The sequence below is a fragment of the Shinella agrisoli genome, assembly GCF_046557955.1.
In the GTDB taxonomy this organism is placed as follows: Bacteria; Pseudomonadota; Alphaproteobacteria; order Rhizobiales; family Rhizobiaceae; genus Shinella.
In genome coordinates, this window is the sequence record NZ_JBJIEP010000010.1 from 119,462 (window position 1) to 143,966 (window position 24,505).

27 protein-coding genes are annotated in these 24,505 nt (G+C 70.4%); all 27 read right to left on the bottom strand.

All coding sequences use genetic code 11. The annotated features are described in order from the left end of the window. Window positions 1-5 precede the first annotated feature (5 nt). The 27 genes from ACIIOY_RS12915 to ACIIOY_RS13045 all read right to left on the bottom strand — a co-directional run bounded on the left by ACIIOY_RS12915 (window position 6) and on the right by ACIIOY_RS13045 (window position 24,310). Entirely contained in the window at window positions 6-1,430 is a 1,425-nt protein-coding gene (locus ACIIOY_RS12915) for a sensor histidine kinase (RefSeq protein ID WP_411035080.1), read from the bottom strand. Between the two features lie 4 nt (window positions 1,431-1,434). Continuing rightward, window positions 1,435-2,118, bottom strand: coding sequence for a response regulator transcription factor (locus ACIIOY_RS12920; RefSeq protein ID WP_257947619.1), 684 nt, complete (start codon window positions 2,116-2,118; stop codon window positions 1,435-1,437). 117 nt (window positions 2,119-2,235) lie between these two features. Continuing rightward, entirely contained in the window at window positions 2,236-3,798 is a 1,563-nt protein-coding gene (locus ACIIOY_RS12925) for a Do family serine endopeptidase (protein WP_411035081.1), read from the bottom strand. A gap of 199 nt (window positions 3,799-3,997) precedes the next feature. After that, window positions 3,998-4,453, bottom strand: coding sequence for a cytochrome c-type biogenesis protein (locus ACIIOY_RS12930; RefSeq protein ID WP_411035082.1), 456 nt, complete (start codon window positions 4,451-4,453; stop codon window positions 3,998-4,000). Beyond that, entirely contained in the window at window positions 4,450-6,438 is a 1,989-nt protein-coding gene (locus ACIIOY_RS12935; RefSeq protein ID WP_411035083.1) for a heme lyase CcmF/NrfE family subunit, read from the bottom strand. The genes ACIIOY_RS12930 and ACIIOY_RS12935 overlap by 4 nt, the downstream gene beginning before the upstream one ends. Next, window positions 6,435-6,884: a cytochrome c maturation protein CcmE gene (ccmE, locus tag ACIIOY_RS12940; protein ID WP_411035084.1), complete on the bottom strand. Its 450-nt coding sequence runs from the start codon at window positions 6,882-6,884 to the stop codon at window positions 6,435-6,437. Before ccmE ends, ACIIOY_RS12935 begins: the two co-directional genes overlap by 4 nt. After that, on the bottom strand, window positions 6,881-8,020 hold the full coding sequence (gene ccmI, locus ACIIOY_RS12945) for a c-type cytochrome biogenesis protein CcmI (RefSeq protein ID WP_411035085.1): 1,140 nt from the start codon (window positions 8,018-8,020) through the stop codon (window positions 6,881-6,883). The genes ccmE and ccmI overlap by 4 nt, the downstream gene beginning before the upstream one ends. Before the next feature lie 217 nt (window positions 8,021-8,237). Further along, window positions 8,238-8,672, bottom strand: coding sequence for an RT0821/Lpp0805 family surface protein (locus ACIIOY_RS12950; protein ID WP_411035086.1), 435 nt, complete (start codon window positions 8,670-8,672; stop codon window positions 8,238-8,240). Between the two features lie 109 nt (window positions 8,673-8,781). Further along, window positions 8,782-10,200 carry an ATP-binding protein gene (locus ACIIOY_RS12955; protein WP_411035087.1) on the bottom strand — a complete coding sequence of 473 codons (1,419 nt, stop codon included), beginning with the start codon at window positions 10,198-10,200 and terminating at the stop codon, window positions 8,782-8,784. Further along, a complete protein-coding gene (locus ACIIOY_RS12960; protein ID WP_411035088.1) occupies window positions 10,190-10,861 on the bottom strand; it encodes a response regulator transcription factor in 672 nt (223 codons plus the stop codon). The genes ACIIOY_RS12955 and ACIIOY_RS12960 overlap by 11 nt, the downstream gene beginning before the upstream one ends. A 49-nt stretch (window positions 10,862-10,910) precedes the next feature. Then, complete coding sequence (locus ACIIOY_RS12965; RefSeq protein ID WP_411035089.1) at window positions 10,911-11,162, bottom strand: hypothetical protein; 252 nt, start codon at window positions 11,160-11,162, stop codon at window positions 10,911-10,913. Window positions 11,163-11,254: 92 nt separating this feature from the next. Continuing rightward, window positions 11,255-11,461 carry a hypothetical protein gene (locus tag ACIIOY_RS12970; protein ID WP_411035090.1) on the bottom strand — a complete coding sequence of 69 codons (207 nt, stop codon included), beginning with the start codon at window positions 11,459-11,461 and terminating at the stop codon, window positions 11,255-11,257. A 64-nt stretch (window positions 11,462-11,525) separates the two neighbouring features. Next, window positions 11,526-15,362 carry a baseplate multidomain protein megatron gene (locus ACIIOY_RS12975; protein WP_411035091.1) on the bottom strand — a complete coding sequence of 1,279 codons (3,837 nt, stop codon included), beginning with the start codon at window positions 15,360-15,362 and terminating at the stop codon, window positions 11,526-11,528. 3 nt (window positions 15,363-15,365) lie between these two features. After that, window positions 15,366-15,806: an NlpC/P60 family protein gene (locus ACIIOY_RS12980; RefSeq protein WP_411035092.1), complete on the bottom strand. Its 441-nt coding sequence runs from the start codon at window positions 15,804-15,806 to the stop codon at window positions 15,366-15,368. Beyond that, window positions 15,799-16,683 (bottom strand): phage/gene transfer agent baseplate hub protein, encoded by an 885-nt coding sequence (locus ACIIOY_RS12985; protein ID WP_411035093.1) that lies wholly within the window; start codon window positions 16,681-16,683, stop codon window positions 15,799-15,801. Before ACIIOY_RS12985 ends, ACIIOY_RS12980 begins: the two co-directional genes overlap by 8 nt. Then, window positions 16,680-17,315 (bottom strand): phage distal tail protein, Rcc01695 family, encoded by a 636-nt coding sequence (locus ACIIOY_RS12990; protein WP_411035094.1) that lies wholly within the window; start codon window positions 17,313-17,315, stop codon window positions 16,680-16,682. Before ACIIOY_RS12990 ends, ACIIOY_RS12985 begins: the two co-directional genes overlap by 4 nt. Window positions 17,316-17,522: 207 nt before the next feature. Continuing rightward, the gene (locus ACIIOY_RS12995) at window positions 17,523-18,074 is read right to left on the bottom strand and encodes a phage tail tape measure protein (protein ID WP_411035095.1); all 552 of its coding nucleotides are present in this window, start codon (window positions 18,072-18,074) and stop codon (window positions 17,523-17,525) included. 3 nt (window positions 18,075-18,077) lie between these two features. Then, complete coding sequence (locus tag ACIIOY_RS13000) at window positions 18,078-18,281, bottom strand: rcc01693 family protein (protein ID WP_411035179.1); 204 nt, start codon at window positions 18,279-18,281, stop codon at window positions 18,078-18,080. Continuing rightward, window positions 18,278-18,634 carry a gene transfer agent family protein gene (locus ACIIOY_RS13005; RefSeq protein ID WP_411035096.1) on the bottom strand — a complete coding sequence of 119 codons (357 nt, stop codon included), beginning with the start codon at window positions 18,632-18,634 and terminating at the stop codon, window positions 18,278-18,280. Before ACIIOY_RS13005 ends, ACIIOY_RS13000 begins: the two co-directional genes overlap by 4 nt. Then, entirely contained in the window at window positions 18,634-19,041 is a 408-nt protein-coding gene (locus ACIIOY_RS13010) for a phage major tail protein, TP901-1 family (RefSeq protein WP_411035097.1), read from the bottom strand. Before ACIIOY_RS13010 ends, ACIIOY_RS13005 begins: the two co-directional genes overlap by 1 nt. Before the next feature lie 29 nt (window positions 19,042-19,070). Then, window positions 19,071-19,478, bottom strand: a complete 408-nt coding sequence (locus tag ACIIOY_RS13015) for a DUF3168 domain-containing protein (protein ID WP_411035098.1) — start codon at window positions 19,476-19,478, stop codon at window positions 19,071-19,073. A 16-nt stretch (window positions 19,479-19,494) separates the two neighbouring features. Then, the gene (locus tag ACIIOY_RS13020) at window positions 19,495-19,827 is read right to left on the bottom strand and encodes a phage head closure protein (RefSeq protein ID WP_411035099.1); all 333 of its coding nucleotides are present in this window, start codon (window positions 19,825-19,827) and stop codon (window positions 19,495-19,497) included. Then, window positions 19,827-20,396, bottom strand: coding sequence for a head-tail connector protein (locus ACIIOY_RS13025; RefSeq protein ID WP_411035100.1), 570 nt, complete (start codon window positions 20,394-20,396; stop codon window positions 19,827-19,829). The genes ACIIOY_RS13020 and ACIIOY_RS13025 overlap by 1 nt, the downstream gene beginning before the upstream one ends. A 147-nt stretch (window positions 20,397-20,543) precedes the next feature. Further along, complete coding sequence (locus ACIIOY_RS13030) at window positions 20,544-21,788, bottom strand: phage major capsid protein (protein WP_411035101.1); 1,245 nt, start codon at window positions 21,786-21,788, stop codon at window positions 20,544-20,546. Between the two features lie 20 nt (window positions 21,789-21,808). Continuing rightward, window positions 21,809-22,366, bottom strand: a complete 558-nt coding sequence (locus ACIIOY_RS13035) for an HK97 family phage prohead protease (protein ID WP_411035102.1) — start codon at window positions 22,364-22,366, stop codon at window positions 21,809-21,811. 175 nt (window positions 22,367-22,541) lie between these two features. Next, entirely contained in the window at window positions 22,542-22,850 is a 309-nt protein-coding gene (locus ACIIOY_RS13040) for a DUF6107 family protein (RefSeq protein WP_411035103.1), read from the bottom strand. Between the two features lie 305 nt (window positions 22,851-23,155). Next, a complete protein-coding gene (locus tag ACIIOY_RS13045) occupies window positions 23,156-24,310 on the bottom strand; it encodes a phage portal protein (RefSeq protein ID WP_411035104.1) in 1,155 nt (384 codons plus the stop codon). Window positions 24,311-24,505: the final 195 nt, after the last annotated feature.

Consider the following 24,505-nt stretch of genomic DNA (forward strand, 5'->3'; position numbering starts at 1 on the left):
GTGTATCAGTCCGGGCGGACGGGGAAAACCATCCTGACCGTCAGCCCCCGATTGTTTTCCCGCCCGGGATGGGTCGCATCCAGCTCCAGCCGGCCGTGATGCATCTCCATCACGGCGCCGACGAGCGAGAGGCCGAGGCCCGTGCCGGGCTTGGAGCGGCTGGCGTCGAGGCGCACGAAGCGCTTCACCACGTCCTCGCGCTTGTCGTCCGGCACGCCGGGGCCGCTGTCGGCGACCGAGAGCACGACGTCGCCGCCCTGCCGGGCGAGCGAGACGCGGATCTCCGGCTCGCCGCCGCTGCCCTCGGCATATTTGATCGCGTTGTCGATGAGGTTGCCGAGCGCCTGGCCGACGAGCTCGCGGTTGCCGTTGATCTCGATGCCGTCCGTTATTCCGGTGACGAGCCTGAGGCCGGACTCCTCGGCGACGGGTTCGTAAAGCTCCGCGCTGTCGTGGGCGATGCCGCTGATATCGATGGCGCTCATCTCCGCCGGCGCCTGCCCCGCCTCGACGCGGGAGATCATCAGGAGCGCATTGAAGGTGCGGATGAGCTGGTCGGATTCACCGATCATCTCTTCCAGCGCCATGCGGTGGTCCGCCGCCTCGCCGGCGGCGAGCGCCGCCTCCGCCTTGTTGCGCAGGCGCGTCAGCGGCGTCTTGAGGTCGTGCGCGATGTTGTCGGAGACCTGCTTCAGCCCCTCGTTCAGCTTCTCGATGCGGCCGAGCATGGTGTTGAGCGATTCGGAGAGCCGGTCGAACTCGTCGCCGGAACCGCTCGTCGGCAGGCGCTGCGAGAGATCGCCCGCCATGATGCGCTGGCTGGCGTCCGACATACGGTCCATGCGCTTCAGCGCGTTGCGGCCGATCAGGTACCAGATGGCGAGCGCGCCGACGCCCATCACGCCGAGCGCGACCATCAGCGCCTGGCGCACGAGCCTGCGAAAATTCTCCGGCTCGCCGAGGTCGCGGCCGACGAGCACGCGCAGCCCGTTGGACAGCACAATGACCTGCGCATAGGCCATCGGCCGGTTGTTGCCGCGCGCCTCCTCCTGGTAGCGCTGGTAGCGGAACGGCGTTTCGGTCCAGCCTTCCGTGTCGAGCACGCCGGGCTGGATCGACGCCACGTTGCCGGCCAGCACCTCGCCGGTGGGGCTCGCGATGATATAGAGGTTGGCGCCCGGCTGGCGGGCCCGCCGCTCCAGCGTGCGCAGGAGGCCGTTCATGCCGCTGTTGTCGAAGATGCGCTCGATCTGCTCGGTTTCCTGCGCCACGGCCTCGCGCATCTGCTGCCGGAGCAGGCCCTCCGACATCGAGGAGACGTAGAAGACGAGGACGGCCGCGCAGGCGGCGAAGAGCAGCAGATAGACGGCCGAGAGGCGGACCGCCGTGGTACGGTAGAGGGCGGTCAGCCGGCCGAGCAGCCTGTTCATGGGATCAGCCCGCCGCCTCGTCCTTCATCATGTATCCCGCGCCGCGCACGGTGCGCAGCAGCGGCTGGTCGAAATCCTTCTCGATCTTCGAGCGCAGTCGCGAGACATGGACGTCGATGACGTTGGTCTGCGGGTCGAAATGGTAGTCCCAGACGTTTTCGAGCAGCATGGTGCGCGTCACCACCTGGCCGGCATTCTTCATCAGGTATTCGAGCAGGCGGAATTCGCGCGGCTGGAGGAGGATCTCCCTGCCGGCGCGCTTGACGGTGTGGGAAAGCCGGTCGAGCTCGAGGTCGCCGACGCGGTAGACCATGTCCTGCTCGGGCGTTCCCTTGCGCCGGCCGAGCACTTCCACGCGCGCCAGGAGCTCGCTGAAGGCATAGGGCTTCGGCAGGTAGTCGTCGCCGCCGGCGCGAAGGCCCGTCACGCGGTCGTCCACCTGGCCGAGGGCGGAGAGGATGAGCACGGGCGTATGGATGTTGCGGCGGCGCAGCTCCGAGATCAGCGACAGGCCGTCGCGGCGCGGCAGCATGCGGTCGATGACCAGCACGTCGTAGCTGTTCTCGGTGGCGAGGAAGAGGCCGCTCTCGCCGTCGCTTGCATGGTCGAGCACGATGCCCGCCTCGCGGAAAGCCTTGGACAGATAGGCGGCCGCCTCCAGATCGTCTTCAACAATCAGTATCTTCATCGCACGAACCTTACAGCATGTTCCGCGGGACTTGGCCAGTGAGCCGCATCCCGATACGGCGGCGCCGCGAAACCTTGCGATCTCGCGGCGCCGCCCGGGCAGGGAAATGAGAGCCGATCAGCCCTGATCGATCGGCAGCGCCAGGAAGCGGCTGCCGTCGTTGGTCTCGACCTGGAACAGCGCCTTGGAGCGGCCGTCCTTGCGGGCATTGTTGATGACCTTCACCACGTCCTCGGCGGACTTCACGGCCTGGTTGTTGACGGAGGTGATGCGGTCGCCTTCCTTCAGGCCCCGCTCGCTGGCGTCGGAGTCCGGATCGACGGAGGAGACCGTCAGGCCGTTGTCGCCGGGGGTGACCGTGATGCCGAGGTCGGCGAGCGCCTGCTCGCTGGCCGGTGCTTCCGGCTCGGTTTCCTCGGTGCCCGTCGAAGCCTGGACCTGCTCGCCTTCGAGCGTGCCGATCTCGACCTGGACGCTCTCGGACTTGCCGTCGCGCCAGACCGAGACGTCGACCTTGGTGCCGGGCGCGATGTCGGCCACGCGGCGGGCGAGCTCGCGCGGGGTCTTGACCGGCTCGCCGTCGAGCGCCGTGATCACGTCGCCCTTCCTGATGCCGGCCTTGGCGCCGGGCGAATCGGCCTGCGGCTCGACCACGAGGGCGCCGGCGGCGTCCGCAAGGCCGAGCGAGTCGGCGATGTCGCGGGTCACCGGCTGGATCTGCACGCCGAGCCAGCCGCGGTCGACCTTGCCGTCCTTCATCAGGTCGGCGACGACGCCCTTGGCGACGGAGGCCGGAATGGCGAAGGCGATGCCGACATTGCCGCCGGACGGCGAGAAGATCGCGGTGTTGATGCCGACGACCTGGCCGTTGAGGTTGAAGGTCGGGCCGCCCGAATTGCCGCGGTTCACGGCGGCGTCCACCTGCAGGTAGTCGTCGTAGGGGCCGGAGCCGATGTCGCGGCCGCGGGCCGAGATGATGCCGGCCGTCACCGTGCCGCCGAGGCCGAACGGGTTGCCGACGGCGACCACCCAGTCGCCGACGCGGATCTGGCTGTCGTCGGCGAAGCTCACATAGGTGAACTTGCGCTTGTCCTTTTCCTCGACCTTCAGCACGGCAAGGTCCGTGCGGCTGTCCTTGCCGACGAGCTTGGCGTCGAGCTCCGTGCCGTCGTTCATGACGACCGTGAAGGCCGAGCCGTCGCTGACGACGTGGTTGTTGGTGACGATGTAGCCGTCTTCCGAGATGAAGAAGCCCGAGCCCTGCGCGCTCGGGCGCAGATGCTTGCGGCCGGGGCCGCGGCGGTCGCCGAAGCGGCGATCCGGGCCGCGGTCGTCACGGAACTGGTCCTGGCCGCCGAATTCGCGGAAGAAGCGCTTCAGCGGGTGGTCGTCGGGCAGTTCGTCGAAACCGCGGCCGCCGAAGTTGAAGGAGAAATTGCTCTCGTCGCCGGACGGCTTGACATCCGACTGGACGCGGACGGAAACGACGGCCGGGGAGACGGCCGAGACGACGTCGGCGAAGCTCGCGACCTGCGGCGCCTCGACGGAAACGGCTTCCGCAAAACTTTCGGTGACGCGCGCGGGAATGCCGGTCGCAAGCATGACGGCCGCAAGCCCTGCGACGGTGGACGTCTTCAGTGCGGTCTTGAGGCCCGGACGGAATGCTGAAATCTTGGACATTCTTTGCACCTTTTCTCTGCTTTCAAGGGCCGCGTTCGGCAGCCGATGACGAAGAGATAGGCCGCTTCACATTACGGTGCACTATCCGGTGCATGAATTTTTCGTAATGTTGGGCGAGATGGCGGGAACAGCGAATAGCGAATAGCGAATAGCGAATAGAGCCAACACACGCTCCTCCCTATTCGCTACTCCCTATTCGCTATTCGCCTGTCAGTTTCTCCAGCTCCGCCTTCTCCGCCTCCGAAAGCGGCGTTCCCGTCGGCTTTCCGCCGCGCCTGCGCACGAAAAGGAACATGGCCGTGGCGCCGGCCAGGAAGAGCACGACCGGCGCGCCCCAGAGCAGCAGGGTCTCGCCGCGAAGGCGCGGGTTGAGCAGCACGAACTCGCCGTAGCGCGAGACGACGTAGTCGATCACCGCCTCGTCGCTGTCGCCGTTCTTCAGCCGCTCGCGCACGAGGAGGCGCAGGTCACGGGCAAGCTCGGCATTGGAATCGTCGATCGACTGGTTCTGGCAGACCATGCAGCGAAGCTGCGCGGAAAGCGCCCGCGCGCGCGCCTCCAGCGCCGGGTCGTCCAGCACCTCGTCCGGATTGACGGCGAAGGCCGGCAGGGCGGCGAGCACGAAGGCGGCGGCAAGGAGCAGGCGGCGCATCATTCCGCCGCCTCCAGCGCGGGCTTGCCGGCCTTGCGCGCCTTCTGCGGCGCGCCGACGCGCAGGCGCCGGTCGAAGAGCGAGACCGCGCCGCCCGCCATCATGATCAGCGCGCCGATCCAGATGCACAGGATCATCGGCTTCCACCAGACGCGCACGACGATGCCGCCGCCGGCCATCGCGTCGCCCAGCGACACGTAAAGCTGGCTGAGGCCGAAGGTGCGGATGCCCGCCTCCGTCGTCGGCATGCGGCGCGCGGTGTAGAGGCGCTTGGAGGACCAGACGTCGGTGACGATCACGCCGCCGCGCGCCACGGTGAAATGGCCGGACTCCTCCGAATAGTTCGGTCCCTGCCCGCGGCGCATGCCGTCGAAGGTCAGCGTATAGCCGCCGGCCTCCACCTGCATGCCGGGCTTCATCTCCACGACGTGCTCGGTCTCGAACGCCGTGACGGCGATCACGCCGATGACGGTCACGCCGATGCCGATATGGGCGAGCGCCGTGCCGAAGGCCGAGCCCGGCAGGCCGACGAGGCGGCGGAAGGCGACATCGCCCTTGACCCTGCCGATGCCGGCGCGCAGCCACAGGTCCGTGACCGCGCCGGCGATGAGGTAGAAGCCGATGGCGAGGCCGAAATAGGCGAGCACCGGCCCGCCGTTCTCGGCATAGACGACCAGCGCCGCCAGCACGAGGCCGATGCCGGCGGCCGCGAAGAGCCGCTGTCCGGCCGCCAGGATGTCGCCGCGCTTCCAGGCGAGCAGCGGCCCGAAGGGCACGGCCAGCAGGAGCGGCAGCATCAGGAGGCCGAAGGTCAGGTTGAAGAAGGGCGCGCCGACCGAGATCTTCTCGCCCGTCAGCGCCTCCAGCACCAGCGGATAGAGCGTGCCGGTCAGCACCGTCGCGGCGGCCGTCGTCAGGATGAGGTTGTTGAGCACGAGCGCCCCTTCCCGCGAGATCGGCGCGAAGAGGCCGCCGGCCTTCAGCGTCGCCGCCCGGAAGGCGAAGAGCGAGAAGGCCCCGCCGATGAAGAAGACGAGGATGGCGAGGATGAAGACGCCGCGCGTCGGATCGGTCGCAAACGCGTGCACGGACGTCAGGACGCCTGAGCGCACCAGGAAGGTGCCGAGCAGCGACATGGAGAAGGTGAGGATCGCGAGCAGCACCGTCCAGATCTTCAGCGCCTCGCGCTTTTCCATGACGAGCGCGGAGTGCAGCAGCGCCGTGCCGGCGAGCCAGGGGATGAAGGAGGCGTTCTCCACCGGGTCCCAGAACCACCAGCCGCCCCAGCCGAGCTCGTAATAGGCCCAGTAGGAGCCCATGGCGATGCCGGCGGTGAGGAAGCTCCAGGCGGCGAGCGTCCACGGCCGCACCCAGCGCGCCCAGGCCGCATCGATCCGCCCCTCGATCAGCGCCGCGATGGCGAAGGAGAAGCAGACGGAAAAGCCGACATAGCCGAGATAGAGCAGCGGCGGATGGATGGCGAGGCCGATGTCCTGCAGGACCGGGTTGAGGTCGCGCCCCTCGGCCGGCGCGGGCGAAAGGCGCAGGAACGGATTGGAGGTGAGCAGGATGAACAGCGCGAAGGCCGTCGAGATGAGGCCCTGCACCGCAAGCACGTTGGCGCGCAGCCGCTCCGGCAGGTTGGCGCCGAAGGTCGCCACCAGCGCGCTGAAGAAGACGAGGATGAGGAGCCAGAGCAGCATGGAGCCCTCATGGTTCCCCCAGACGCCGGAGATCTTGTAGATCATCGGCTTCAGCGAGTGCGAGTTCTCCCAGACGTTGGCGACCGAGAAGTCGGAGACGACATAGGCGAAGGTCAGCACGAAGAAGGAGAAGAGCACGAGCAGGAAGCCGGCGAGCGCCGCGGCCGGCGCCACCGCCATCAGCGAGCGGTCGCCCCGGATCGTGCCGGCGAGCGGCAGCACGGACTGGACGATCACCGTCGCCAGCGCCAGGACCAGGGCATAGTGTCCGAGCTCGATGATCATTTGATCGTTTCCTTGCCGGAAAGCTCGACGCCCTGCGCCTTCAGCCGGTCGGCCACGTCCTTGGGCATGTAGGTCTCGTCGTGCTTGGCGAGCACCGTGTCGGCGACGAAGAGCCCGTCCGGGCCGAAGGCGCCCTCGGCCACCACGCCCTGCCCCTCGCGGAAGAGGTCGGGCAGGATGCCCGTATAGGTCACCGGCACCGTGGCGAGCGTGTCCGTCACCGTGAAGGTGATGGTCGAGCCTTCGCCGCGCTTCACCGTGCCGCTTTCCACGAGGCCGCCGAGGCGGATGCGCGTGCCCGGCTCCACATTGGCCTTGGCGAGGTCCCCGGGCACGTAGAAATAGGCGATCGACTGGCTGAAGGCGAACATGACGAGAAGCACCGCCGCCACGAGGAAGGCCACCCCGCCGCCTATGACTGCCAGACGTTTCTGCTTGCGTGTCATTGTCCGCTACCCTCGGCCGGAATTGAAAGGTCCCGGGCCAGCGCCAGAAGCTGTCTGCCGCTCTCGCTGTCCGCCGGGAAGGTCTTCAACGCCGTCTGTAGCGCCGCTTCGGCCTTCGGCCTTTGATCCAGCACAACATAGGAACGGATGATGCGCATCCATCCTTCGAAATTGTCGGGATTTTCCTCGAGTTTCGCCGCAAGGCTCTCCACCATGCCGGCGATCATCTGCTGGCGGTCGCCCGCCGGCATGTCCTCGGCCGCCGCCACGTCCTCCGCCGTCGGGTTGCCGGGCCGGCCGGCCGTCCCGCCGCCCTGCCCCTCGGCAAGCGCCGCGATGTGCCGGTTGACGAGCGGCAGCCAGGGCGCGTCGGCCGGCGTCTGCCTCGCCAGCGCCTCGAAGGCCGCGCGCGCCTCCGCCCGCTTGCCTTCCTGCTCCAGCGCCAGCGCGAGATAGTACCTTGCGCGCGGATTGTCCGCCTTCAGCTTCAGCGACTGCTCCAGCCGGGCGCGCGCCTCGGCCGTCACGATGCCGTTGGAAAGCGCGATCAGCGTCTCGGCGTGCCCGTCCAGCCGGTCCTGGCTCGGCCCGAGCAGGCGGATCGCCTCGGAGAAGGCGTTCGCCGCATCCTCCATCCGCCCGCCCCGGTAGTAGATGGGCGCAAGGAGGTCCCAGCCGGCGCCGTCGTCCGGGTTGCGCGCCAGATGGTTTTCCGCCCGCGCGATGAGGATGTTGATGTCGTTGCCGGGATTGGCGAGGCGTTCGGCGAGCGGCTGGGCCGGAAGGTCCGGCCGGCCGCCCACCAAGTAAAGACAGAGCCCGATGGCGGGCAGCGCCACGATCACGAAGGCCTGCGCCAGCCGGTTGCGGCGCCCGGCCGGGCTCGTCCGGTCCTTCGCCTCGGCCTTGCTGGCGGCGATCAGCCGGCGCGCGACCTCCGCGCGGGCGAGCTCCGCCTCGGCGGGGCCGATGAGGCCGGTCGCCTCGTCGCGCTTCAGCTCCTCGAGCTGGTCGCGGTAGACCTCGACGTCATGGCTGGCGTCGCCCGCCGCCGCCACGGGGCGGCGCAGCAGGGGAAGAAGCAGGACGGCCGCGACGGCTGCCGTCAGGATGGCGACGAGGATCCAGAAAAACATGACCGTTCAAATACTGGAACGCCGAGGCTTTTCCAATTCCCCAGGGAACAATGACGCAAAATTGAGGCGTTTCGCCGCAACGGCCGGACGGTCCCGTAACGGGCACGGACCGACTCCGGGGGAATTCCCGTGAAGCCGGTTCAACGGAATCCCATTAGGATCTTGTTTTTTCCGCATTATCCGACGCCGCCGCGATGCCGCTTCGGCTGGAAATGTTCTAGGAAAGCGGCGTCCAGGCGCCGTCCGCATTGCGGCAGGCCGCGCCGCGCGTCGTGGTATCTCGGCCCTCCACCGTCAGCGTATGGCTGTACTGCCGGCAGTTCTGCGAACCGACCTGGTAGGGCGCGGCCGCGACGACGGAGCCGACGATGCCCTTGCCCTGCCAGACGACGGGCTGGCCGCCGGGCGCGGCTTCCAGCGCGCGGTATTCGGCCTCAAGCGCCCGCTGCATGTCGGCCCTCGAAAGCTGCGCCGCCGCGTTGCGGCTGACGAGGCCGCCCTGCAGGGCGGTGATATAGACGGCGGCACCCTGCGGACCGGCCGCGATGAGGCCGCCGGCCACACCCCTGCCGCCGGACGTCGTCGTGCATCCCGAAACTGTCGCTGTTGCCAGAAGGAGGGGGAAAAAGGCGCCGCGCAAACCCGTCTTCATCCGCTGGGACCGTCTCTCTTCACGCAAGGGGCGGCACGCCGCACCGTAACTCTTCACTCCCGCGATCCTCATTGCCGCGAGCTCCTTCCTTTTTGCATTGTCCGCCGCCTCAGGCAACATCCTTTGTGACGGCGGGCAGAACGAGCCGCGCCAGCAGGCCGCCGCCGGAACCCCTGGAAAGCCCGAAGGTTCCCTGGTACTCCGACGCGATCTCGCTGACGATGGACAGGCCGAGCCCGGTGCCCGGCTTGCTTTCGTCGAGCCGCTTGCCGCGCTTCATCGCCTCGCGGATCTCGTCCGGCTCCAGGCCCGGCCCGTCGTCCTCGACCTCGATCACGACCCAGCTCTTGCGCGCGTCGTCATTGCCGCGCACCTCGGCCGGCGCGTTGAGGACGCGGGTGGCGACGGTCGTGCGGGCATAGCGCGCGGCGTTTTCCAGGAGGTTGCCGACGGTCTCCTCGACGTCCTGCTGCTCCATGGCCAGCACGAGGCCGGGCGGATCGACCGTCAGCGGGAACTGCTTGTCGGCGTTGAGCCGCCGCATCACGCGCACCAGCCGTTCAAGCGCCGGCTGCGCCTCGGTGCGGGCGAGCACCGATTCGCGCTGGGCGGCGATGCGGGCGCGGTTGAGGTAGGACTGCACCTGGCCCTGCATGGCCTCGGCCTGCGTCTTGACCAGCTCGCCCTGCGGCGCCGCGATGAGGCGCGATTCGTTGAGCAGCACGGCGATCGGCGTCTTCAGCGAATGGGCGAGGTTGCCGACCTGCATGCGCGCGCGCTCGACGATGCGCCGGTTGCTGTCGATCAGCGCATTCACTTCGCTCGCCAAAGGCAGGATTTCCTTTGGGAAATCGCCGTCGAGCTGCTCGCTCTCCCCGGCCCGGATCTTCTCCAGCGCCTTGCGCGCGCGGTCGAGCGGCTTGAGGCCGATGAGGATCGCCGCCGCGTTGAGCAGGAGGCTGCCGACGCCGAAGCCCGCGAGCGCCAGGTAGAGGCTGCCGGAGAAGTCGTCGATGTCGTTCTCCAGGACGTCGCGGTTACCCACCACGCGGAAGCGCGCCGTGCGCCCCTCGTCGTCGAGCACCACTTCCGTCTCGCCCACCTCCACCTCGTTGCCGAAGGAATCGATGGTCGTGTAGAAGCGCTCGTAGCGCGTGTCGAAGGGAATGCTGTCCGTGTCGGGGATCGGGATGCTGCCGGTGCCGAGCGAGGCCGAGGTCAGGGCTTCGCCCTCCAGCGCCCCGCCGATCGGCTCGACGATCCAGTACCAGCCCGATTGCGGCTGGAAGAAGCGCAGGTCCCCGAGCTGCGGCGTGCCGGCAAGCCGCGTGTTCTCGCCCGCCGAAACGGAGTTGATGACGTTGTAGAGCTGCGCGCGCAGGAGATCGCGGAAGCTCTTCTCCGCGCTCTGCCGGTAGAGCGTGGAGATGACGACGGCGATGACGACGAGCGCCACCGCAGCCCAGAGGGAGGCGAGGAAGAGGACGCGGAAGGTGAGCGAGCGGGAGCGTCTGGCGCTATTTGCCATTGGCCGGGGCTTGCATCCGGTAGCCGAGGCCGCGCACGGTCTCGATCAGGTCGACGCCGATCTTCTTGCGCAGGCGCCCGACGAAGACCTCGATCGTGTTGGAATCCCGGTCGAAGTCCTGGTCGTACATGTGCTCGACCAGCTCGGTGCGCGAGACGACCTCGCCCATGTGGTGCATGAGGTAGGAGAGCAGCCGGTACTCGTGCGAGGTGAGCTTCAGCGTCTCGCCGTTGACGGTCGCCTTGGAGCCCTTGGTGTCGAGCCGCACCGGCCCGCAGACGATGTCGGGGCTCGCATGCCCCGCCGCGCGGCGGATCAGCGCCCGGATGCGCGCCAGCACCTCCTCGACGTGGAAGGGCTTTGCCACATAGTCGTCGGCGCCCGCGTCGATGCCGGCCACCTTGTCGCTCCAGCGGTCGCGGGCGGTGAGGATCAGCACCGGCATGGACTTGCCGTCGGCGCGCCATTTCTCCAGCACCGTGATGCCGTCCATTTCCGGCAGGCCTATGTCGAGGATGATGGCGTCATAGGGCTCGGTGTCGCCGAGATAGTGGCCCTCCTCGCCGTCGAAGGCCTGGTCCACCACGTAGCCCGATTCCTTCAGGGCCTCGCTGAGCTGCCGGCTCAGGTTGACGTCGTCCTCGACCACCAGGATGCGCATTCGCCTCTTCTACCTCCATCAAATCGCCCGGGCGAACCGCCCGGCGGCCTCACATCGGCACGCGCACGGTCACCTTGCGCGGCCGGGCGTTGCCCTTTCCGGGCACCAGCACGGTCACCACGCAGCTGTCGCCGCTCGGTTCGGCCGAGAGAAGCTCGCCGCCGGTCTGGGCCACCACCTGCGCGGCCGCATTGCTGCAGTCGCCTGCCACCTGGACGACATCCCGTGCGGCGCCCGTATCGAGGGGCGCCGGGAGCATCAGGCTGGCCGCAAGCGCGGATATGAGAAGTGGCGATGCCATGAACATACTTTCAGGTGCGGATCATTCTGATGCAAGCAATAAACGATCCACGCTGAATGGCAAATGAATGCAACCGGCCCTCCGGCGGCGCGTCACGTCACGCGCCGGCGCGCGGAAATCCGGCCGATCAGGGCGACGAGACCGCCGAGCGTGCCGATCGCCGCGACGACGAGATCGGCAAGTTCGCCCTCGTCGCCGGCCGTCACCTCGACGCCCGCCGCATTGGCGAGCGAGGCGAGAATCGCCGTCAACGCGCCCCAGACGGTGCGGGACTGGTACCAGGCTTTCACGTCGTTCATGGCTTTTCCTTTCCGGGCGTTTCCAGCCGAAGCGTCATCGCTTCGGCGTCGGTAAAACGAGGATCTAGAGGTTGAGCGTGGCCTCGGCCGGCAGGCCGAGCGGCACCGCGCGGCCGAGCTGGCGCACGCGGATGGCGATCGTCGCCTGCGGGGCGCCGAAATCGGCAAGCTCGTCCGCGGCGGGATAGGCATAGGACGGCGCGCCGGTCTCGACGCTGCGCACGACCGTCCCGCCCGAGAGGATGTCGAGGCGGTAGGCCTCGCTTGGCTCGTCCAGCGGGATTTCGGCCGCAAGCCAGCTGTCCGAATCGATCCGCCCGCGCCGCACCCAGGAGAACCGCGCGATGCCGTCCGCCCCGCGCCGGGCGCGAAGATGCACCGGCGAAAGCGGCGTCAGCGCGCGCAGCCCGCCGGCGAAGGCGAAGGGGCCGGCCTGCGCCTCCGACACGCCCACCGCGTCGACGACCCAGTTGGAAGGGCGCCCGACCTCCTCCACGTCGAGGCCGAGCGGCCGCACGGCATCGTCGAGCACCACGGCCTGCGCCCCGGCGGCATGGCCGGCCGCCATGGCGTCCTCCGTGCCGCAGAGGGCGCGCAGGAGGCCCGACAGCCGCCAGCGCCCCGGGGCGATCTCGCTCGCGTCGCGGAAGCCGACGATCTCCCATGCGCCGTTTCCGGCGCGAAGGGCGATGCGGTTGGCGCCGTTCAGCACGCTCACCGGGTCGGCGGAGGCGAGCCCGCCCGAGGGCAGGTCGAGCACGACGGCCCCGTTGCCGTCGAAGCGCCCGACGATGCCTTCGCCGAGCGGCTCGGCGAGCCATCCGATCCGCGCCGGCCGGTCGAGGCGCACCCGCACGCGGTAGCCTTCGGTCCCTTCGGAGCTGGACACGACCATGGAGCGCCACGGCCGGGCATAGGCGGCGATGCAGGCGAAGTCCTGCGGCTCGCCCGAGCCGAGGACCGGAAGGTCGAGGAAGGCGACCACCGGTGCGAAGGCGTCCGCCGGCCCCGCCCCGTTCACCGGCCGGCCGCCCCCGCCCGGCATCGGCGCCCCGCTGTCGCCCGCCGCGATGCCCCGCGCCTCCACCTCGCGCACCAGCCCGTCGGTGATGCCGGTGATCAGGAAGCGCCCCGCCGCCCCCCCGGCGAGCCGCACCACGTCGCCGGGCGTGAAGCCGAGCGCCGTCGGCGGCAGGCGGAAGGTGACGCGCCGCTGGCCGGCGCGGTGGTCGCGCAGGGCCGTCTCGACGCTCGCCGCCGCGGCGTCCGCATGCAGCACCGCCGGCAGGGACATCCGCAGCACCCGGTCCGTGTCGCCCGCCATGCGCCGCGAGCGGGTGGTCACGCGCGGATGGGCGCCCGTTTCGTCGAAATGGTCGAGGATCGCCTCGCCGGCGAGGTCGCTGACATGGCCGCGGCTCTCCTCGAAGAGCGCCTCGCCGGGGCGTTCGGCGAGGACGTCGAGGTCGGCGGCCGGCAGGGCCGCCTTCAGCCGCGAGCGGAACGTCAGCCGCCCGTCCGCCTCCAGCGCGTCGATCTGGAACGCCGCCATGAGGGGTTCGAGCAGCCCGCGCGCCGAGGCCTGCTCGCCCTGCACGAAGCCCGGCAGGTCGCCCGCCACGCCGGACACGTCGAAATCGGCGAAACCGTGGTCGGCGAGGATGGAGGCGATGACGTCCGCGAGCGTGGCCGCGCCGAGCCGGCCGTTCAGCCAGTGCCCGCGCGGCCAGTTGACCCCGTCGGCCCACAGCGCAACGTTCTCCGGGAAGGCCGGATAGGGCCGCGCGTCCCAGGTCCAGAGGAAGATGCGGCCGGGATCGACCATGCCCGGCTCCGGCCCGCCGCCCTGCCACCAGTCGTGGTGGGCGTCGAGGAAGCGGCGCTGCGTCGAATCGCTGCGCGCGCCGCCGGAATGGTAGGGCAGCGCGTTCTCGACGCTCTTCATGTCGACGAAGGTGTTCGGCTGGTTCGCGCCCTTGTCGATCGCCGGGCAGCCGAGTTCCGTGAACCAGACCGGCTTGGAGCGGGGCACCCAGGCGGTGGGGGCCGGCATTTCCGCTCCCCCCGGCGCGCGGTCGTAGTGCAGGTTCGTCCACCAGCCCTCGATGTCCTTGTAGCGGAACACCCAGGGCTTTCCCGCCGCCCCGTCGGTGATCGGGGTGCGGTTGCGCGCCCTGCGGTCGGCGTCGCTGGCGTAGTACCAGTCGAAGCCCTCGCCGCGCGCGATCATGCCGCGCATGCCCGCCGCGTCCTCCGCATGGCGGAACCCGTCCGGGTTGCCGGCAAGGGTGTCGCCGTCCTGCCAGTCGGACAGCGGCATGTAGTTGTCGATGCCGACGGCGTCGATGGCGGGATGGGCCCAGAGCGCGTCGAGATGGAAGCGCACCTCGCCGCTGCCGTCGTCCGGACGGAAGCAGGAATACTCGCTCCAGTCGGCCGCATAGGTGATCTTCGTGCCGGGGCCGAGCACCGCGCGCGCGTCGCCGGCAAGGTCGCACAGCCCCTCGACGAAGGGAAACAGCCCCGCCCCGTCGCGCAGCCAGGTCAGCCCGCGCATTTCCGAACCGATCAGGAAGCCGTCGACGCCGCCGGCCGCCTGCGCGAGCCAGGCGTAATGCAGGATCATCCGGCGGAAGCCCTCGTCGCCGGACGGCGCCGCGACGCTTTCGCCCGAAACGGAGAAATGCCCCGCCTGGGCATTGCCGAGGAAGGCGGCGACCTGGTCCCGCGCCGCGTCCGTCCGGTCCGCCGAGGGCGGATGGCAGGTGATGCGCCCGCGCCAGGGATAGACGGCCTGCTCCGGCCCGCCATAGGGATCGGGCAGGCCGTTGCCCGCCGGCACGTCCATCATCAGGAACGGATAGAGGTAGACCTCCAGCCCCCGCGCCTTGAGGTCGCGGATCGCCGCGATCACGCTCGCATCGGAGGGCGTGCCGCCGTAGGCCGCCGCCCCGCCGCTCCGGCTCACCAGATAGGCGTTCGCCCGCGTCAGGCCGGCGACGCTCCACGGCCGCGTCTCGGCGCCCCGCGCGCGGGCCTCGACGCCCGGCACGATGCGGCAATGGCCGGCCCTGAGGTCGGTCCCGAACCAGGAGACGACGAGCGCCACGCGTTCGAGGTTCGGGCACAGGCCCTGAAGGTCGGAGAGCGCGGCGAGCCAGTCCGTCGAGGACAGGACCATGTTGCGGTTGAGGTGGCGGGCCGAGCCCGCGCCGGACCCCTCCGTCACGAGCCGCGGATCATAGCCGTGCTCGCTCGCGCCGGGGATGATGGTGACCGCGCGGATCTTCCCTTCGAGCGATCCGACCGGCCTCACCACCTCGAAGTGCAGGACGGGGATGCGGTTGCCGTAGGCGTCGAGCGGGAAGCGCTCCAGCACCACATAGGCGAGCCCGCGGTAGGCCGGCGTGTTGCCCGCCCCCTGCTTGGCCTCGATCAGCGGGTCGGGCGGCTGCGTGTGCGCGCCCGTATAGACCCGCACCAGGAGGGCCGACAGGTCGAGCTCGCGGCCGTCCGCCCATATGCGGCGAACGCCGGCGATGGGGCCTTCGCAGAGGCCGACGGCGATATTGGCGAAGTAGCGGTAGGTCTGGGTCCGCGGCCCGCTCGCCTTGCCGCCGCCGCGCTCGGTGATCACCTGCTCCTCGAAGCGCGTCGCCCAGATCAGCGTGCCGCCGACGCGCGCCGTGCCGTAGACCCGGCTGATCGCCGTGCCCTCCTCGGCGCCCGGAACGCGGGCATCGGCGAGGCGCGGGCCGGAGACGGTCCTGCCGCCGTTGATGAGGGCGCGGTCGACGGCGGAGCCGGCGAGCGCGCCCGCCGCCCGCCCGACGATCGCGCCGAGGGGGCCGAACACGCTGCCGAGCGCGGCGCCGGCCGCCTGGAAGAGAAGGGTCGCCATGGATCAGGAAAGCTCCGGGAAACGGAAGACGCCGGCGATGCGCCGGCGCCAGGCGGGCACGAGCGGCGATTCGATCACCGCCGCGTGCTCGTAGGCATGGATGAAGCGGTCGTGCGGGGCGGCGATGCCGGCATGCTTGGCCGCCGTGCCGTCCCGCCAGCGGAAGACGATGAGGTCGCCCGGCCGCAGCGCCCTGGGCGGCAGGGCCGGCCCGCAATGCCGTGCAGCCGCCTCGAGAAGCCGTTCCTCGCCGGTCCGCTCCGCCCAGTCCGGCGCGTAGGGCGCCGGCACCTCCGGCTCCGCGCCGTAAAGCTCGCGCCAGACGCCGCGCACGAGGCCGAGGCAGTCGCAGCCGACGCCCTTGCGCGAGCCCTGGTGCCGGTAGGGCGTGCCGATGAACGTGCGCGCGACGGCGACGACCCGCGCGCCGAAGGGCTCAGTCATAGAGCGGGCTCCCGTCGTGCACGGTCTCGCCGTCGGCATAGCCGTAGCTGAAGTCGCTGCCCGGCATGTGCGGGAAGCCCTGGAAATTCAGCCCGTTGCCGAACTTCTCCCGGCAGGTGGAAAAGCGCTTGTCGCAGCCCGCCGTCACCTCCAGCGCGTCGCCGGCGGCGACCTTCGCCGCCATCGGCAGCCAGAGCGTCAGCTCGTCCGCGCCGTCGATCTTGCGATGGTCCTCTATGTCCGCCGAGAGGCCGGCGGCCGCGCCGCTCGTGAAGGCGGCGACGCCGTAGCGGAAGAAGCGGCCGGCAAAGCCGGAAAGGCCGCTCACCCGCACATGCATGTCGTCCGGCACGGCGCTCACCGTCGCCGCCGCGCGGTAGGCGGCGATCTCCACGCCGCAGCGGCGGTCGCCCAGCACGGCGTCGCACTGGCGGCCGTAGATGCGCCCGCGCACCTGGTCGAGCCGGTGCGTCAGGCGCCTCAGCTCCGCGCGGAAAAGCCCGCCCTCGCGCCGCACCTCGCCGAGCTCGGCGGTCCGCAGCAGCAGGTGCTGCGCGGTGTCCTGCCAGTTGACCGTGAAGACCTCCACCGTCGCTCCGTCGTAGCGCCCGGCGGAAAGGTCCTCGGGGCGGATCGCGTCGGCGGAAAAGCCGCCGGAGACCTCGCCGCCCTCGGCCGAAAGCCCGTTGCCGTCCTCCGCCTCGCTCGCCTCGAAGCCGCTCGCCGCGAGATAGGTCAGCCCGCCGAAGGAAAGGTCGCGGTCGTGGTCGGTGAAGCCCATCACCGTGCCGTCCTGCCGCGTCACGCGCCAGGCATGGCAGAGCGTCGTCGCCCCGCCGTCGAGATGGGCCTTGAGCCCGCTCGCGATGGTCCTCATGGCTTGATCTCCACAAGCGGAATGGAAGGGATGCGCCCGGCGTCGAACTGGGCGAGGTCGATGTCGATGCGGTCCGTGTCGAAGCGCACCGGCACGTCGAACTCGAAGCCGGCCCGGACGGCGCCCGACGCCGGCACCTTGCCCGGCTTGAAGGTCACCGTCCCGGCCGCCGCGTCCACCGTGTAGTCGGCCGCCGGCACGGGCATGCCCGCCACCGAGACGGCCACGGTGCCCGCCACGGGCTTGTCGATCCGGCGCACCGTCTCGCCGCCGGCGTCCGCATAGCGCTTGACGAGCTGGAACGTCGCCGTCGCCCCGTCCGCCGCGCCGAGGAACTGGTCCTGCGCGCCGATCGCGGCGGAGGGCGCGCAGGACTTGTGGTCCACCGGGTCGCGGAAGCGGAAGCCGAAGAACTGCCCGGCCCGCGCCTCGAAGAAGGCGAGGACCGCGTAGAGATCGTCGAGCGAGCGCACGCCCGACCCCGCGTCGTAGCGCCGTCGCGCGTCCTGCCAGCGCCGGTTGCGGTTCTCCCGCCCGTTGGAAAGGCTGACGATGTCCGTGCGCCGCACCGGCCCGCCGCTCGTGCCCAGCGCCACCCGCAGCGGAAACCGCACCTCGTGAAATCCTGCCATCTTGTCTCTCCTGGAAGCACCCTGCCGGTTGCCCGCCCCGCGTCCCCCTGCCGGGGCCTTCTCCCCGCAGGGAAGAGAAGGCGAGGATGCCCGACCTTCCCCAAGCAATAAGCATTTGGGCGGGAAACCCTTGCGTCCGGCCTCTTCTTCCCGCCTGCGGGGAGAAGGTCGCGGCAGCGGGATGAGGGGCAATCACCGCACGCCGCCTCACAGGCTCCGCTGCCCGCGCCCCACGGCGCGGGTCAGCATGGCCGCGATCTGCCCCTCGGACTTGCGGAAGCTCGCCGCATCCGGCGTCGTCACGTTGAAGACGATGCGCGCACCCGCCCCGCCGCCCTCGGCCGCCACGCCGAGCGCTCCGTCCGGCCCGCGCTTCAGCGGCAGGATCGCCTCCGCCCCCGCCTCGCCCATCAGCCCGAGGCCGCCGCCGCTGCCGAAATAGGTGGGCGCGGACACGACCCCGCCCTTGGCGAAGGGCGTCACGCCGCCCAGCAGCTCGGAGACGCCGGCGCTCAGGAGGCCTTCCAGCGGCTTCAGCCCCGCGGAGAGCGCGATGTCGCTCATGCGCAGCGCCAGCCCGCGCAGCACGCTTTCCAGCCCCTTGCCGTCCACCGCCGCGCCCTTCAGCGCGTTGGCGAGCGCCAGCCCGAAGGAGCGCGAGCGCGCCTCCAGGTCGTCGAAGACCGCCGAGAGCGCCTCGGCGTCCTCCAGCGTGCCGACCAGCGGGGTGGAAAGCGGGGTGTCGTCGGAAAGGGCCATGGTTCACTCCATCTCATCGGGAAAGGCATGCATCAGCGCGGCGAGCGCCGCCCGGCCCGGCGCCGCCGGCGCGGGCCGGGCAAGGCCGAGCGCGAAGGCCAGCTCGCGCGGCGTCATCGCCCAGAAGTCCCTTGCGGGCAGCCGCATCCGGCAGAGCCCGGCATGAAGCGCCGCCTTCCAGGGAAAGGCGGAGCTCGCGCCGCTCAGGCCGGATGCGGCTGCGGAGGGTTTCGCGCCTCCCCGCCCGGCCCGAACGTCGCCTGCAGGAGGTCGCCGGCGATGCGCGCGAAGCCCGCAAGCCCGTCCGCCACGGCCATCGCCGCCACGTCCTCGTCGGAAAAGAGGTTGCCGCCGCCGCGCAGGCCCGCGCCGATGATGCGGATCAGGTCGTCCGCCTTCAGCCGGCCGGTGGAGAAGCGCTCGGCAAGGCCCGTCAGGCTGTCGACGGCGAAGGCCGTCTCCAGCTCGGCGAGCGCGCCGAGCGTTAGGCACAGCACCCGCCGCTCGCCGTCGATGACGGCCTCGATCTCGCCGCGATGCCGGTTCGCCCGCGCGCCCATCAGAGCGCCCCGAAGGTCAGCGCGCCGGCCGATTCCAGCGCGATCTCGAACAGCACCTCGCCGTCATGTGCGCCGGAATAGTCGAGCGCGGCGATCTGGAAGGGGCCGGCGACCGTACCGAAATCCGGGATGACGACCTGCCAGGCGGCGATCGTGCCGGCGAAGAACAGCGAGCGCACCAGCCCGTCCGAGGCCTGGTCCTTGAAGATGCCGCTGCCGGAGACCGCCGCGCGCTGCACGCCAGCCCCGCCCAGGAGCTCGCGCCAGCGCCCCGCCGATTCCGCATCCGTCACGTCGACGAGCGCGGCATTGAACGACAGCCGCTTGGAGCGCAGCCCCGCGACCGTGGCGAAACCCGACCCGTTGTCGATCTTGAGCAGCAGATCCCGCCCCTTCTGTGCCACCATGGCAAGGTCCTTTCCTTGGAAAACTGGGTTCAGTCGTCCGGCTCCGTCACCGCGCGGAACCGCATGTCCGCCCGGTGGAACCGCGATTTGCCGTCGCGCCGCAGCCGCGTGTCGCGATGGAGGAGGAGCACGAGGCGATGGCCGACGAGCGCCAGGGCGGCATCGTGCAGCGCCGTCCGCACCGCGGCGGCGACCGCCTGCGCCTGCCGGTGCCCGGCCGCGTGCGACCAGACCTCCAGCGTCACCGTATGCTCCTCGCCGGGCTCGCTCGCCGTCGAATGGTCGGCGCTGTCGATGCCGGCGATCACCACGAGGGGCGCGGCCGGCTCGGCGAGCCGGCGGTCGGTGACGCCCCGCGCGCCGACAAGCGCCGTCAGCGCCGCATCGCCGGAAAGCTGGGCGAAGATGGCCTTCTGCAAGGCGGACGCCGCGCTCATGGCTTTATCTCCCCGCTCATGGCTTGATCTCCTCGCAGTCGCAGAGCGTGTAGCGCCCCGTCTCGTCGGGATCGCGGAAGGCTTTGAGGACGAAGAGCCGCGCGCCCTTGCGCAGCCGCATGCCGCCGGCAAGGCCGGCCCGCCGCCGCAGCCAGATGCGGTGCGTCACCGCGGCCCGGAGCGCCCCGGCCGCCTCCTCCGCCCTCGCGGCGACCGGCTCGATGCGCGCCCAGAGCGTCGCCAGCGCCGCGTATTCCACCGTCGCGCCGCCCTGCCCGTCCGGCGTCTCGACCGGCCGTTCCAGGATGAGCCGCGCCGAGAGCGCGCCGGGATCGAGGACCCTCGCCATCACAGCCTCCTCAGGCGGTGCGGCGCGACCAGCCGGTCGTAGCCCGGCGGCACGGCCCCCGGCTGGGCGTCGGGCGCCAGCACGCCGCGCAGCTCGTACATCGCCGCGACATGCAGCAGCAGCGCCCGCTTCAGCGTGTCCGGCACGTCCGCCCCGCTCTCGCCGAAGCCGGCGGTGAAATCGATCTCGATGCCGTTGACCGCGCGCTCGGCCGCCGGCCGCCGGGGCAGCAGCAGCCGCGCCGGCCGCGCCGCGCCGTCGAGCACATGGCCGGCCGCATCGACCGCCACCGGCTCGCCGAGCGCGTCGTAGACCGTCACCGTTTCAATGGCTTGCACCGGTCCCCTGGCAATCTGAATCACCCTCTCCCCGGGCCAGCGGTCGAGGTAGAGGCGCAGGGGCCGCACGATGAGGCAAAGCCCCGTCTCGGCCTCGAGGTATTGGCGCGCCGTGCGGATGAGCGCGGTCAGCAGCCCGTCCTCGTCGTTCGTATCGAGGCGCAGGTGCGCCTTCGCCTCGGCGAGCGTGATCGGCTCGGCCGCCGGCGGCAGGAGTTCGGCGATCGTCATGGTCGTCCTGTTCGATGGAGAAGGGATGCGGGCGCGGCCGGGAGGAAACCGCGCCCGCGGCGCCGGCGGCAGGGAACGGCCGCCGGCACACACGATCCGCCGTCCCCGGGCCCGGCCCGGGGACGGCGGTACCATTGGACGACGCCGTCAGCTCGCCGAGAACTTCACCAGCTTGATCGCCTCGAAGTTCTGCACCCCACCGCCGACGCGCTTGGTGGTGTAGAACAGGACGTAGGGCTTGGCCGAATAGGGATCGCGCAGCACGCGCACCCCCGTGCGGTCGACGACGAGATAGCCGGCGCGGAAGTCGCCGAAGGCGATGGAGAAGCTGTCGGCCGAGACGTCCGGCATGTCCTCGGCCTCGGCGATGGCAAAGCCCATCAGCGAGGCGGCCTGGCCGGGCGTCGCCGGCGGGCGCCAGAGGTAGTTGCCGTCCGCGTCCTTGAACTTGCGGATCGCCGCCTGCGTCTTGCGGTTCATGACGAAGCTGGCGTTCTGCCGGTGGCCGGCCTTCAGCGCGTAGATCGTGTCGATCAGCGTGTCGGACGGGCCGCTCGCCTTGAAGGCGCCGGCCGCGCCGGTGGCGACATAGCCGATATTGCCCCAGCTCCAGCTCGCCTCCGCCACGTTGGTGTAGCTGAGGAAGCCCTTCGGCTTGTTGATGCCGTCGCCGGAGACGAAGGCCGTGCCCTCCTGCTCGCCGAAGACGATGTCGACCTCCGAGGCGATCCAGCTCTCCACGTCCACCGCCGCGTCGTCGAGCAGCGCCGGGGTCGCCGCCGGCATGGCGTAGAGCTCCATGGTCGGGAAGGAGAGCTCGGCCAGCTGGACGGTGCCCGTCTGCGGCCGCGAGGCGGTCTCCGCCACCCAGCCGGAAGCCATGCCGCTCGTGGCGAACGGCTTCTTCAGCACCGCGCCGGAGACCTGGCGCACCGTGGCGAGCGCCCGGATCGGTGAGGCGGCGGAAAGCCGGCGGCCGATCTCGCCGTCCGTTTCCGGCGGCACCAGGTAGCCGCCGTCCGCCGCCGAGCCGACCGACATCGCCTTGCCTTCGAGGGCGCGCAGCGCGCTTTCGTCGCCCCGGCGCATGTAGGCGGAGAAGGCCGCCTTGTGCTCGCCCGCCTCCGGGCTGCCCTCCCCGCCGCCGAGCGCCGGGCGGGCCTTCTTCAGCGCCAGGTGGTCGAGCACGCGCTTGTGCTCGTCCATCGCGCGGTTGATGCGGTCCACCTTCTCGCGCGTCACCACGTCGGCGGTCAGTTTCTGCTCGATCTCGCCGAGCCTGCGGTCGTTCGTCTCCTTGAAGGCCTCGAAGGCCTCCATGAAGTCGTCGAAGGCGGCGGCCATCGTCTCCGGCACGGCCTTGGTTTCCGGCGCGCTCTTCTGGGTCTCCATCCTGTCTTCCTCTTCTTCCGTTAGCGTTTCATCATCCGGGCCGCCCGGCGCATGGTGCGCACGAGCTCCGTCTCCCGGTCGCGGAACCACCGCGCATTCTTCACGTTCGACACCCGCGCCGACGGCAGCATCGGGAAGGTGACGATCGAGATCTCCCAGAGGTCCGCCTCCAGGATGCGGCGCACGCCGCTCGCCCGGTCGGTCTTCGAGCGCACCGTCTGGAAGCCGATGGAAAGCCCGTCGAGCGCGCCGGATTTCATGAGGTGCAGCACCTCGCGGGCCCGCGCGACGCCGGGCGAAAGCACGCCCTCGACATAGAGCCCGCGCCCGTCCTCGCGGATGGTGCGCCAGCGCCCGATGGGCTCGGCCGGGTCGTGCTGGAACAGCATGCGCACGCCGGCCGCCCCGCGCCGCTCCAGCGAGCGGGCGAAGGCCCCCGGCGCGATCGCGTCCTTGCCGAGGTCCACCTCGCCGAAGAGGCTCGCATAGCCGGAAAACAGCCCGTTGCCGGATACCCCCTGAAGCGTCAGATCGGCATATTTCTTCGTCCGCCAGACCGGCAGGTCGTCGGTTGTCATGGGTCTCTCCGATGTGAAATTGGGGGGAGGCAGTAGGGGATAGGCAGTAGGCAGTAGGGTTGGGACGGAGAATGCCTGCGAGCCCAGCCGCGAGCTCGCCCTTGCCTCCCCCCTACTGCCTACTCCCTACTGCCTACCCCCTACTGCCTATTGCCTACTGCCTACCCCCTACTGCCTATTCCCTCATCTTCTCCGCCACCCGCGCCAGCACCCCGAGCCCCCACCAGGCCGAGAGGCTGGCGGCGGCCGAGCCGGTCAGCAGCACCTCCGCCGGCCCGAGATAGCCGGCGATGCCGAGCCGGACGGCGATCCACAGCCCCGCCGGCCCGCCGAAGACGAGGCCGCAGGCCAGCCCCGTCAGGAACCGGCAGGCCGCCTCGCGGCGGCTCTTCGGCAGGAGGTAGATGAGCGAGACGGCCGCCCCCGCGCACGCGCCGATGAGCCGGGCCGTCCACAGCCCGCCGTCGTTTCCGAAGTCAGCCATCGTTAAGCCTTTCAGGTTATCGTGGAAAACAACGAACCGCGGCCCCGCCCGCCCAATGCCGGGGCGAGGCGGCGGGATTGCCGAGTCTTTCGAATCCCTTGCGGCGGTTTCCTCGAAATCCGATTCAAAGGGCTCGCGCGAAAGGTCCGCAGGCAAGCAAAGCGATTCAGATTGCCAGGCCAGTTCCTTGATTTCACGAAGAAATCATGGAGGCGGCACTTTTGTCCGGCGGCCCTGTCCCCTTCGCCCCGCAGCCAAGGAGAAGGTGGCCGGCAGGCCGGATGAGGGGCAAAGCCCCTCTGCCCTCAATACCCCACCGCCCGCCGCTTCTCCTCGTCCGTCAGGAACCCGGCCGCCCCCACCCGCGCCCACAGCTCGGAGCGTTCCGCCGCCAGCCCGCTCACCTGGTCGAGGTCCGGCACCAGCCGCAGCGCCGTCCCGCCGTCCTCGCGGAACCAGGCCGCGAAGGAGGCCGCCGTGCGGCTCACCAGCGGCAGCACGGTCAGCCGCCAGAAGGCGCGGTTGGCCTCCTGGTAATTGGCATAGGTCGCGTCCCCCGGGATGCCGACCAGCATGGGCGGCACGCCGAAGGCGAGCGCGATGTCGCGCGCCGCGCCGTTCTTCGCCTCGACGAAATCCATCTCGCGCGGCGAAAGGCCCATCGCCTTCCAGTCGAGCCCGCCTTCGAGCAGCATCGGCCGCCCCGCCCGCGCCGGGCCGGAATAGCCCTCCTCCAATTCGCCCTTCAGCCGGTCGTACTGGTCGGGCGAAAGGTTGCCGCCCTCCTTCGGCTGGTAGACGAGCGCGCCGGAGGGCCGCGCCGAATTGTCGAGCAGCGCCTTGTTCCACGCCGCCGCCGCGTTGGAGAGGTCGAGCGCCATGGACGCCGCCTCCAGCGGCGCGAAGCCCAGCTGGTCGTCGAGCGGGTGGAAGAGCCTGAGGTGCAGGATCGCCTGCCCCTCGCCCGCCGCCGCATCTCCCGCCCTGTGCCGGCGCACATGGTTGCCGGCGCGGTATTCGTAGGCCTCCGGCCAGCCGTCCCGCCCCTCGATCACCCGCACCCGGTCGGGCCGCAGGAGGTGCAGCTCGCGCAATTCCTCGCCCACCCGCACGCCCTCGACGAAGGCGTTGCCGGAGAGCATCAGGTGCCCGTAGAGCGTCTCGAAGAAATCCGTGCCCGCCATGCGCGCGTTCGGCCGCGAAAGCAGCGCGAGCCGGGCGTCGTCCGGCCGTTCCGCCTCGCCCTCGTAGGCGAGCCAGGAGACCGAGGCGGCCGCCTCGGCGATCATGCGCACCGCCCGGTGCGCCACCGGGTTCTTCATGAACCCCTCGCGCGACAGCGAGGCGTAGGACCGGCTCGACCAGTGCGCCCGGCCCTCCGCCGTCAGCGCGAAGAAGCCCGACGCCTTGGTTTCCGCCGCCTGCCGCGGCCGGCGCGAGAGGAAGGATGGTAGCTTCATGATGCCCTCGGATCTTGTGAAAATGCGATTGTTCGCCCGAAGCCGCCCCTCCTCCCCCTGCCGGGACCTTCTCCCCCCAAGCGGGGAGAAGGGGCAAGACGCGAACTTTTCCTGCTGCCATGACGGTCGTATCTCCCGGGAAACCGGAGCCACATCCCCTTCGCCCCGCTTGCGGGGAGAAGGTGGCGGCAGCCG

Bases quoted from the DNA above. Each gene is read 5' to 3' on its own strand.
- ACIIOY_RS12915 (WP_411035080.1), bottom strand. From the start codon at position 1,430: ATGAACAGGCTGCTCGGCCGGCTGACCGCCCTCTACCGTACCACGGCG.
- ACIIOY_RS12920 (WP_257947619.1), bottom strand. From the start codon at position 2,118: ATGAAGATACTGATTGTTGAAGACGATCTGGAGGCGGCCGCCTATCTG.
- ACIIOY_RS12925 (WP_411035081.1), bottom strand. From the start codon at position 3,798: ATGTCCAAGATTTCAGCATTCCGTCCGGGCCTCAAGACCGCACTGAAG.
- ACIIOY_RS12930 (WP_411035082.1), bottom strand. From the start codon at position 4,453: ATGATGCGCCGCCTGCTCCTTGCCGCCGCCTTCGTGCTCGCCGCCCTG.
- ACIIOY_RS12935 (WP_411035083.1), bottom strand. From the start codon at position 6,438: ATGATCATCGAGCTCGGACACTATGCCCTGGTCCTGGCGCTGGCGACG.
- ccmE (WP_411035084.1), bottom strand. From the start codon at position 6,884: ATGACACGCAAGCAGAAACGTCTGGCAGTCATAGGCGGCGGGGTGGCC.
- ccmI (WP_411035085.1), bottom strand. From the start codon at position 8,020: ATGTTTTTCTGGATCCTCGTCGCCATCCTGACGGCAGCCGTCGCGGCC.
- ACIIOY_RS12950 (WP_411035086.1), bottom strand. From the start codon at position 8,672: ATGAAGACGGGTTTGCGCGGCGCCTTTTTCCCCCTCCTTCTGGCAACA.
- ACIIOY_RS12955 (WP_411035087.1), bottom strand. From the start codon at position 10,200: ATGGCAAATAGCGCCAGACGCTCCCGCTCGCTCACCTTCCGCGTCCTC.
- ACIIOY_RS12960 (WP_411035088.1), bottom strand. From the start codon at position 10,861: ATGCGCATCCTGGTGGTCGAGGACGACGTCAACCTGAGCCGGCAGCTC.
- ACIIOY_RS12965 (WP_411035089.1), bottom strand. From the start codon at position 11,162: ATGGCATCGCCACTTCTCATATCCGCGCTTGCGGCCAGCCTGATGCTC.
- ACIIOY_RS12970 (WP_411035090.1), bottom strand. From the start codon at position 11,461: ATGAACGACGTGAAAGCCTGGTACCAGTCCCGCACCGTCTGGGGCGCG.
- ACIIOY_RS12975 (WP_411035091.1), bottom strand. From the start codon at position 15,362: ATGGCGACCCTTCTCTTCCAGGCGGCCGGCGCCGCGCTCGGCAGCGTG.
- ACIIOY_RS12980 (WP_411035092.1), bottom strand. From the start codon at position 15,806: ATGACTGAGCCCTTCGGCGCGCGGGTCGTCGCCGTCGCGCGCACGTTC.
- ACIIOY_RS12985 (WP_411035093.1), bottom strand. From the start codon at position 16,683: ATGAGGACCATCGCGAGCGGGCTCAAGGCCCATCTCGACGGCGGGGCG.
- ACIIOY_RS12990 (WP_411035094.1), bottom strand. From the start codon at position 17,315: ATGGCAGGATTTCACGAGGTGCGGTTTCCGCTGCGGGTGGCGCTGGGC.
- ACIIOY_RS12995 (WP_411035095.1), bottom strand. From the start codon at position 18,074: ATGGCCCTTTCCGACGACACCCCGCTTTCCACCCCGCTGGTCGGCACG.
- ACIIOY_RS13005 (WP_411035096.1), bottom strand. From the start codon at position 18,634: ATGGGCGCGCGGGCGAACCGGCATCGCGGCGAGATCGAGGCCGTCATC.
- ACIIOY_RS13010 (WP_411035097.1), bottom strand. From the start codon at position 19,041: ATGGTGGCACAGAAGGGGCGGGATCTGCTGCTCAAGATCGACAACGGG.
- ACIIOY_RS13015 (WP_411035098.1), bottom strand. From the start codon at position 19,478: ATGAGCGCGGCGTCCGCCTTGCAGAAGGCCATCTTCGCCCAGCTTTCC.
- ACIIOY_RS13020 (WP_411035099.1), bottom strand. From the start codon at position 19,827: ATGGCGAGGGTCCTCGATCCCGGCGCGCTCTCGGCGCGGCTCATCCTG.
- ACIIOY_RS13025 (WP_411035100.1), bottom strand. From the start codon at position 20,396: ATGACGATCGCCGAACTCCTGCCGCCGGCGGCCGAGCCGATCACGCTC.
- ACIIOY_RS13030 (WP_411035101.1), bottom strand. From the start codon at position 21,788: ATGGAGACCCAGAAGAGCGCGCCGGAAACCAAGGCCGTGCCGGAGACG.
- ACIIOY_RS13035 (WP_411035102.1), bottom strand. From the start codon at position 22,366: ATGACAACCGACGACCTGCCGGTCTGGCGGACGAAGAAATATGCCGAT.
- ACIIOY_RS13040 (WP_411035103.1), bottom strand. From the start codon at position 22,850: ATGGCTGACTTCGGAAACGACGGCGGGCTGTGGACGGCCCGGCTCATC.
- ACIIOY_RS13045 (WP_411035104.1), bottom strand. From the start codon at position 24,310: ATGAAGCTACCATCCTTCCTCTCGCGCCGGCCGCGGCAGGCGGCGGAA.